This is a genomic window from Mesorhizobium sp. M1A.F.Ca.IN.020.04.1.1 (genome assembly GCF_003997315.1).
Classification (GTDB): domain Bacteria; phylum Pseudomonadota; class Alphaproteobacteria; order Rhizobiales; family Rhizobiaceae; genus Mesorhizobium.
Genome location: NZ_RZSN01000225.1, coordinates 1 through 7,941, shown reverse-complemented (window position 1 = coordinate 7,941; position 7,941 = coordinate 1). Strand labels below are relative to the sequence as shown.

Sequence of the window (7,941 nt, the reverse complement as noted above, 5' to 3'; positions counted from 1 at the left end):
GTCATAGATCGCGCCCCAGGCGAAGCCGCCGACGCCCATCACCAGAAAATTCAGCGTCATGGCGCTGGAAATGCCGGCGCGCGACCAGCCGGTGTCGATCGACATCGGCTCGAGAAAGATCGCCAGCGAGAACATCGCGCCGAGCGCCACACAGGTCATCAGCGCGCCGGCCGTGACGATGACCCAACGATAGGAAGGATTCATGATTTTCTCCCGTGCCCTAAGGCATCCTGTTTGATGCGGCACGGTTTTTCCAGGTCCATCGCGCCGCTTGCGTCCGAAGGACGCCGCTGCGGACACCGATCCTACAATCTGGATGCATTTTTTATCCGGATTTTTGGGGATGTTGGCCGATCGCCTTATGCTGGCGTTCCTTCACACCCCCTCTGTCCTGCGGGACTGTCCGACAGGACAGAGGGGGGTGCCTCGCGCCGACCCTCTTTAACTGTCAGCAGTCTTCCGCACCCACATTGACCATGTACCAGGCCCTTCTAGATTGAGCCGCAGCAATCGGGAGGAGGCAACACGCCATGCAACTCTATCGCGGCCGGCTCATCGACCACCTTCATCTGGTGGTGCGCGACGTCAAGGCGAGCCGGCGTTTCTACGGCGCGGTGCTCGAGGTGCTGGGCGTCCCGATCGGCGGCGAGGCCGAGGATTACTTCTGGGCGGACGAACTGTTCGTTTCCAGCGCCGATAGCCGTGCGGCCCAGGGCGTGCTGACCGGCCGTCACCATCTCGCCTTCCAGGCCAAGGACCGCGCCATGGTCGACGCCTTCTACCAAGTGGGCCTCGCCGCCGGCGGCAAGGACAACGGCGCGCCGGGCGAGCGTCCCTACCACCCCGGCTACTACGCCGCCTTCCTGCTCGACCCCGACGGCAGCAACATCGAGGCGGTGTTTCATGGCGAGGCGAAGCGTAGTGCGCCGGCGGTGGAGATCAGTTTTTAGCGCGGCGGCGGGCGCCGTTATCTCCCCCCTAGCGGCCCCTAGCTAGCGGGGGAGAAAGCGCGACGCACCACCCCCTCGGCTACTTGCTCGCCACCCCGTCGGAGCATCGGGGCTGGGCATCGACGGGCATGAGTTCGAAACCGGCGGCGATGAGTTGCAGCTTCGTTTTCTCGAAATGCCGCTTGGCGCCGCTGTCGATCGCGGCCGGTGCTATCCCGTCACCAATCCGGACGCCATCCGCGTCATCCGCGAGGCTGCCATGCTGGTGCCGATCCGCTAAAATCCATCGATCGGCGGGTGCCTCGTGCAATGGCCATGACCGCCAAAGCGGACGCTATTCCTTCACCGCGCCCGTCATCGAGGAGACGTAGTGCTCGACGAAGAACGAATAAAGCACCACCACCGGCAGCGAGCCGATCAGCGCGCCCGCCATCAGCGCTCCCCATTCGTAGACGTCTGAGCGGACGAGCTCGGTGAGCACGCCGACTGGCACCGTCTTCTTCTCCGACGACTGGATGAAGGTCAGCGCGTAGATGAATTCGTTCCAGGACAGCGTGAAGGCGAATATGCCGGCCGAGATCAGGCCCGGCACCGACAGCGGCAGCACGATCTTGGTCAGGATCTGCCAGCGGGTGGCGCCGTCGATAAGCGCGCATTCCTCCAATTCGAAGGGGATCGAACGGAAGTAGCCCATCAACAGCCAGGTGCAGAACGGGATCAGGAAGGTCGGGTAGGTGAGGATCAGCGCGAAGGGCGTGTCGTAGAGACCGAGGTTGAACACCATCACCGACAGCGGGATGAACAGGATCGAGGGCGGCACCAGATAGGCGAGGAAGACGGCAAGGCCGACTTGGCGGGCGCCGGAGAACCGCAGCCGCTCGATCGCGTAGGCGGCGAGCACCGCAGCCGCCAGCGACAGGAAGGTGGCCGCCGTCGATATGATCACCGTGTTGAGCAGCCAGCCGGGGTAGGAGGTCTCCAGGAGCAAATAGCGTATGTGCTCCAGCGTCGGATGCACGACCCAGAACGGATTGTAGTTCACATAATCGGTCATCTCGACATTGGGCTTAACCGCCGTGATCGTCATCCAATAGAATGGAAACAGCAGCACGATGAGAAACACCAGCAGCGGCAGATAGACCGTGACCACCCGGCGCGGCAGGCTCTGCAGGTAGCCCATGCCGCCTTCGTCGGTGTCCAGGCGCTCGACTTCTCTGATCGCGGCCATATCAGTCTCCGCCGCCTTGCTGCCACCTGCGCCGTTGCAGGCCGAAATAGCTGAACAGGATCGCCGCCAGCAGGAAGGGGATCATGGCGACCGCGATTGCCGCGCCTTCGCCGAGCTGGCCGCCGGCAATGCCGCGCTGGAAGGACAAGGTCGCCATCAGGTGGGTGGCGTTCACCGGCCCGCCGCGGGTCAGCACATAGATCAGCTGGAAATCGGTGAAGGTGAAGAGCACCGAGAAGGTCATGGTGATGGCGATGATGGGCGTCAAAAGCGGCAGCGTCACATGGCGAAACAACTGCCAGCGGCTGGCGCCGTCCAGCGTGGCGGCTTCATAGAGCGACTGCGGGATGGTCTGCAGGCCGGCAAGCAGCGTGATGGCGACGAACGGGATGCCGCGCCAGACATTGGCCGCGATGACGGAAGCGCGCGCGTTGGTCGGATCGCCAAGGAAGTTGATGCGGTGGTCGATCAGCCCCATCTGCTGCAGCGCCCAGGACAGGATCGAGAACTGCGAATCGTAGATCCACCAGAAGGCGATGGCCGACAGCACCGTAGGCACCACCCAGGGCAGCAGCACCACCGCGCGGAAGAACGACTTGAAGGGCAGCTTCTCGTTGAGGATGAGAGCCAGCCAGAGGCCGAGCACGAATTTCAGGATCGAAGCGCTGACCGTGTAGAGCACGGTGTTGAAGACCGACAGCCAGAACACGCTGTCGCTCCAGAGATATTCATAGTTCTCGACACCGATATAGATGCCGGGCCGGCCGATGCGTGTGTCGGTGAACCCAAGCCAGACGCCGAGTCCCAGCGGATAGGTGAGAAAGACCAGGAGCAGCGCCGCCGCCGGCAGCATGAAGCCGAGACCAAGAGTGTTCCGGCTCTCGGCAAGTCGCGAAAGCATCGACGGACGCCGCTGAACGGCAACGGATGGCACGGCCATGGGCGCGGATTCCTCGCAACATGCGGTGGAGTGGTGGTGGCCGCGTGGTCCTTCCGTGCCCCGGAAGATCCCGACGCGGCCACCCTTGCTTCAGGTGCCCGGCAGGATCAGACGCGATAATAGCGGTTGGCGCGCTTTTCGGCCTCTTCCATCGCCTCTTGCGGTGTCGCCTGTCCCGTCACCGCCTTGGCGAACATGTCGACCAGCACATAATCGGCCATGGTCGCGGCCGAGGCATAGCCGAGCGGCCCGGCATAGCCGTTGGGTCGCAGCGTCGCCGAGGCTTTCGCGTAAGCGGCATTGTTCGGGTCGGCCTTCCACACCGGATTGTTGTCGAAAGCCTTCAGCGTCTGGCAGCAATAGCCGGCCGACGACGTGATCCAGTCCGACATCTGCGGGTCCTCGAACATGAACTGCAGATAGGCTTTGGCCGCGTTGGGGTAGGGCGTGTAGTTGAAGATGACGGCCGTGGTCACCTGGAACAGCTCGACCGATTTCCCGACCGGACCGATCGGCAGATTGGTGGTGCGGATGTCCTTGGCTATCTCGGCCAGCTTCGGGTCGTTGTCCTTGTTGACTTTGGCGGTGTTGTAGGCCGAGATGCCGTTGGCGATCACGCTTATTTCGCCGGCCAGGAAGGCGCGGTTGTTGTTGACGTCGAGCCAGCTTTCCGTGCCGGGGATGAAGGTTTTGTAGAGCTCCTGCGCATACTGGATCGCCTTCAGCGTCTCGGGGCTGTTGATCGTCACCTTGCCGGCTTCGTCGACCATTTGGCCGCCATGGCTCCATAGCAGCCAATGCGCATAGTTGTTACCGTCGCCGACGCCGTGGCCATGGGTGAACCCGGCGGGATGGCCCTTTGCCTTGAGCGCCTTGCACAGCTCAAGGAAACCCGCCGTGTCCTTCGGGAATTCCGAGAAGCCGGCCTCCTTCACCCAGCTTTCGCGATAGACGATGGCGTTGCCGATGGTGGCGAGCGGCAGGCCGAGGAACTTGCCCTCGCGCGTCGCATACTGCTTCGGGCCGTCGTGCCAGCCGCCATATTTCTTGCCGAGATGGTCGCCGAGTTCGGTCACGTCGAGCAGCTTGTCGGGATATTGGTGCGGGTCGTCGAACCAGACGAACATCAGGTCGGGACCGGAGCCGACATTGGCGGCGACGGCCGCCTTGGGCCGGATGTCTTCCCAGCTCTCCTTGTCGACGCGCACCTCCACGCCGGTCGCCTCGGTGAACCGCTTCGTATTCTTCAGCCATTGGTCCTCGTCGCCCTGCACGAAAGGCGACCAGCGCAGCAGCCGGAGCTTGGCGCCTTCCTCCGGCTTGTAGGTCAGGCCCTCCTGGGCGAAGGCGCTCGAGCCGACGAAGCGGCTGCCCAAGGCCCCGGCGGCCGCGCCGGCGGTCGTGCGGATCACGTCGCGTCTGGTGAACTTCATGCTCGTCTCCTCCTGTGGGTTTCCTCGTTGCGTGGTCTATGGCGCCGCTTCGATCCGCTGGCCCGTTTCGCCGTGAAACAGATGAATGGGGCCGGGTTCCACCGACAGCCGGATGGTTTCTCCCGGCGCGAAGGAATGGCGTTCGCGGAAATTGGCGACGATATCCTCTCCGCCGGCCGTCCGGCCGATGATCTGCACTTCCGAGCCGGTCGGCTCGATCACCACCACGGTGACCGGAATGCCGTCCTCGGCCAGCCGCAGATGCTCGGGCCGAACGCCGAGCACGACGGCTTCGCCGTTGCCGATCGCGGGTGGTTTCGACAGAGGCACGGAGACGCCACCCGCGCCCCGGAACGACGACGGCGCGCCGTCATTGGCGAATGTGCCCTTGAGCAGGTTCATGGCCGGCGAGCCGATGAAGCTCGCGACGAAGAGGTTGTTCGGCCGGTCGTAGAGCTCGAGCGGCGGCCCGATTTGCTCGACGAGGCCGTCATGCATGACGACGATCTTGTCGGCCATGGTCATGGCCTCGATCTGATCGTGCGTGACATAGATCGTCGTCGTCTTCAGCCGCTGGTGCAGTTCCTTGATCTCGGCCCGCATCTGGACCCTCAGCTTGGCGTCAAGGTTGCTGAGCGGCTCGTCGAACAAAAACACCTGCGGATTGCGCACGATCGCCCGGCCCATGGCGACGCGCTGCCGCTGGCCGCCCGAAAGCTGGCGCGGATAACGCGACAGAAGCGGCACCAGCCCGAGGATCTCGGCCGCCCGCTTCACCCCGGCATCGCTCTCCGCCTTGGCCACTCCCTTCAGCATGAGCGAGAACGCCATGTTCTCGGCAACGGTCATGTGCGGATAGAGCGCGTAGTTCTGGAAGACCATGGCCACGTCGCGCTCCTTCGGCGCAACATCGTTGACGACACGGCTGCCGATCGAAATATGGCCGCGGGAGATTTTTTCCAGCCCGGCAATCATCCGCAGAAGCGTCGATTTTCCGCATCCCGACGGCCCGACCAGCGTGACGAACTCGCCGTCCTCTATGTCGACGCTGACGCCGTGCAGGATCTGGGTGGCTCCGAACGACTTGTAGACATCGCCAATCGCGACAGACGCCATCGAACTCCTCCCGATGGTCCCTGCGGGTTTCGCGGGGAGCCGTTTCCAATCAAGGTGTGGCTGAAACGGATGCCGGCAAGCATCCACCACTGGCGTCGGCGACGTTTGCCCCAGCTCCCCCCGGGTCACGCGACTGTGAAACGGTAGCGCTACCAAACCCGCCTGTAAAGCTGCGGCGCATGCCCTTAGACTTTCGTCTCAAAGGACAAATGAGCCAAGCCTGCCGTGAGCTAAGTCGATCCAGGGCCGTGCCGCGTGGCCGCCGATCAGTCGGTGAAGAGCGCTGAATGCACATTAGCAAGTACTAAGGTGTAGATTTCAACCTGGCCGAGAAAGAGCCGACAGTTCCCGTTTCCGCGCAGACGGGATTGGCAGCTGTCCCATTCGAGATGCGGTAATGCTGATAGCGGTGCTTCCGATGTGGCCCTGCTGCCACCGCGGGAAGGGCGCGGCCGCACCTTGGCCGTGTTCACCCGCCGATCAGAAACGCCGCAATCAGCTTCTGCAAGTTCCCGCCCGGACCGAACTCGACCTTGTCGAAGTCGCGGCTGGCCCGGCGCTGCGCCTTGGAAAGCTGGTCGAGATAATTCGTCAGCTCCGCCCTGATCTTGGTGCAGCCGGGGTCGTCGGCAACGGTGAGGCCGGTGCTGAAGGCGACGATCTTGTCCACCATGTCGACGATGCCGGCGCCGTGGACCTTCTCGTGTGCGGTGAGGCCGGCGGCAAACGCGTCCCACCGCGCCTGCACGGCGGGGGCAAGTTTTGCGGCGGGCTTCGGCAACGTGTAGGTGATGATCAGCTTCGGGCGAGCGGTCTTCAGCACGCAGGCGTCGCCTTCAGTCTGATAATCGCGCTGCCAGGTCAGCTTGAAGTTGGTCTGCGCGATTGCCCGCCGCCCGTTGCCGGCCGAGTCCCTGCCGATCACAGGGCCTTTCTCGCCGATCGAGACATAGAGCGCCTCCACGCTTTGTCCTGAGATCGCATAGGTCTCGACCTTCTCGCTCGGCTTCCATTGGGCGAGGGCGGGTGAGGAGAGGAGCAGGGCGGAAAGCAGCAAGACGGATTTCATGAGGACTCGGCAGAATTCCGGGACGAGCCTCCGTGCATAGCGGTTGTCGGGGCAAGAGCAAAGACCGCGCGGCGCTTTCTCCCACAAGGCGGAGACAACGCCGTCGGAACCCGCTCCACCCGTCCGCCGTTTCCTTGTCATCGTTCCGCCCCAGGGAGACAAGGATGACCCGCAACGAGATCATTTCCGTTCTTGGCCCTGTCGACGAGGCCGTCATCGCCGACGTCGCGCTCACCGGCGCCAGCCTCGAGGAATTGCGCGAGGCCTTCGCCTGGATCGGCGCCGACGAGGCGCTGATGAACGAGGGTCGCGCGATGCCGGGCGCCAGGGTAGCGCGGCTGATCGAGATTCTCGAACCGCCCGAGGACGAGGCCGAAGCGCCGAGCGGGACGGAGTAGAGCGCGAATCCTGATCTCCCCCCTTGAGGCCTGAGGGGTCGTCTCACGCAGATCGCCGACGTTGTATTCCTCCGCGCAACGCGCCGGCACTTCACGCGCAGCGATCCCTCCGTCGCCTTCGGCGACATTTCCCGATAAGGAGCGAGATAAGACTCCGGCGCCTCGCTCGGCCATTCATCCGATTTCGCTCGGTGCACCCTGTCCCGCAAGTCCAGGTGATCCCCCTACTTGCTCCTCCGACACCTCGGGCATAGCTTCTTCCTGCCTTGGGGGAGGAGGTTGCCTTGGATACCAATGTCGTCATTGTCGGCGCGGGACCGGCGGGGCTGGCTGTCGGGGCCTGCCTGAAGCGGGCCGGAGTCGATTTCATCATCCTCGAAAAGGCGAGCGAGCTGGCGCCGGCCTGGCGGCGGCATTACCGGCGGCTGCACCTGCACACGGTGAAGTCCTTCTCGTCACTGCCTTTCCTGCCGTTCCCGAAAAGCCACCCACGCTACGTTCCGCGTGAAAAGGTGGTCGCCTATCTCGACGCCTATGCCGCGCGTTTCAGCCTAGAGCCGCGCTTCGGCGTCACGGTGAAATCGATCCGCCGGGCGGGCGAAAAAATCGTGGTCGAGACCGATGCCGGTCCTTTCAACGCCCGCAAGATCGTCATCGCCACCGGCAATAACGCAGAGCCGATAACGCCGGCCTTTGCCGGCATCGAAACCTTCAAGGGAGAGGTGCTGCACAGCGCCGCCTACACCGAGGCCACGCCCTATACGACCAGCAGGTTCCTGGCCGTATAGGGCGTGGCCTCGGTGTAGG

The 7,941-nt window shown here is 63.7% G+C and carries 9 protein-coding genes and 1 pseudogene; 4 read left to right on the top strand and 6 right to left on the bottom strand.

The annotated features are described in order from the left end of the window. Positions 1–204: pseudogene (locus EOA49_RS28640) on the bottom strand (MFS transporter); the annotation flags it as partial. A 326-nt stretch (positions 205–530) separates the two neighbouring features. Between EOA49_RS28640 and EOA49_RS28635 the strand changes: the two are divergent. Both EOA49_RS28635 and EOA49_RS34040 read left to right on the top strand, forming a co-directional pair. Beyond that, entirely contained in the window at positions 531–950 is a 420-nt protein-coding gene (locus tag EOA49_RS28635) for a VOC family protein (protein ID WP_127240374.1), read from the top strand. Positions 951–1,104: 154 nt separating this feature from the next. Continuing rightward, entirely contained in the window at positions 1,105–1,230 is a 126-nt protein-coding gene (locus tag EOA49_RS34040; protein ID WP_259979814.1) for a hypothetical protein, read from the top strand. A gap of 54 nt (positions 1,231–1,284) precedes the next feature. Here the strand turns inward: EOA49_RS34040 and EOA49_RS28630 are convergent, their stop codons facing one another. From EOA49_RS28630 to EOA49_RS28610, 5 genes are all read right to left on the bottom strand, one after another. After that, the gene (locus tag EOA49_RS28630) at positions 1,285–2,178 is read right to left on the bottom strand and encodes a carbohydrate ABC transporter permease (protein WP_067001185.1); all 894 of its coding nucleotides are present in this window, start codon (positions 2,176–2,178) and stop codon (positions 1,285–1,287) included. A 1-nt stretch (position 2,179) separates the two neighbouring features. Beyond that, positions 2,180–3,118: a sugar ABC transporter permease gene (locus EOA49_RS28625; protein WP_067001186.1), complete on the bottom strand. Its 939-nt coding sequence runs from the start codon at positions 3,116–3,118 to the stop codon at positions 2,180–2,182. A 107-nt stretch (positions 3,119–3,225) separates the two neighbouring features. Beyond that, positions 3,226–4,551 carry an ABC transporter substrate-binding protein gene (locus EOA49_RS28620; RefSeq protein WP_095801402.1) on the bottom strand — a complete coding sequence of 442 codons (1,326 nt, stop codon included), beginning with the start codon at positions 4,549–4,551 and terminating at the stop codon, positions 3,226–3,228. Positions 4,552–4,587: 36 nt separating this feature from the next. Continuing rightward, on the bottom strand, positions 4,588–5,667 hold the full coding sequence (gene ugpC, locus EOA49_RS28615) for a sn-glycerol-3-phosphate ABC transporter ATP-binding protein UgpC (RefSeq protein WP_067001190.1): 1,080 nt from the start codon (positions 5,665–5,667) through the stop codon (positions 4,588–4,590). Positions 5,668–6,136: 469 nt separating this feature from the next. After that, positions 6,137–6,736, bottom strand: a complete 600-nt coding sequence (locus tag EOA49_RS28610) for a DUF922 domain-containing protein (RefSeq protein WP_127240372.1) — start codon at positions 6,734–6,736, stop codon at positions 6,137–6,139. 164 nt (positions 6,737–6,900) lie between these two features. On the opposite strand from EOA49_RS28610, the gene EOA49_RS28605 reads away from it, so the two are divergent. Continuing rightward, positions 6,901–7,134 carry a hypothetical protein gene (locus tag EOA49_RS28605; protein WP_067001193.1) on the top strand — a complete coding sequence of 78 codons (234 nt, stop codon included), beginning with the start codon at positions 6,901–6,903 and terminating at the stop codon, positions 7,132–7,134. Positions 7,135–7,418: 284 nt separating this feature from the next. Beyond that, on the top strand, positions 7,419–7,922 hold the full coding sequence (locus tag EOA49_RS28600) for an NAD(P)/FAD-dependent oxidoreductase (protein ID WP_127243495.1): 504 nt from the start codon (positions 7,419–7,421) through the stop codon (positions 7,920–7,922). The last annotated feature ends 19 nt before the right edge of the window (positions 7,923–7,941 follow it).

Coding starts and splice junctions, on each gene's coding strand:
- EOA49_RS28635 (WP_127240374.1), top strand. CDS start 531: ATGCAACTCTATCGCGGCCGGCTCATCGACCACCTTCATCTGGTGGTG.
- EOA49_RS28630 (WP_067001185.1), bottom strand. CDS start 2,178: ATGGCCGCGATCAGAGAAGTCGAGCGCCTGGACACCGACGAAGGCGGC.
- EOA49_RS28625 (WP_067001186.1), bottom strand. CDS start 3,118: ATGGCCGTGCCATCCGTTGCCGTTCAGCGGCGTCCGTCGATGCTTTCG.
- EOA49_RS28620 (WP_095801402.1), bottom strand. CDS start 4,551: ATGAAGTTCACCAGACGCGACGTGATCCGCACGACCGCCGGCGCGGCC.
- ugpC (WP_067001190.1), bottom strand. CDS start 5,667: ATGGCGTCTGTCGCGATTGGCGATGTCTACAAGTCGTTCGGAGCCACC.
- EOA49_RS28610 (WP_127240372.1), bottom strand. CDS start 6,736: ATGAAATCCGTCTTGCTGCTTTCCGCCCTGCTCCTCTCCTCACCCGCC.
- EOA49_RS28605 (WP_067001193.1), top strand. CDS start 6,901: ATGACCCGCAACGAGATCATTTCCGTTCTTGGCCCTGTCGACGAGGCC.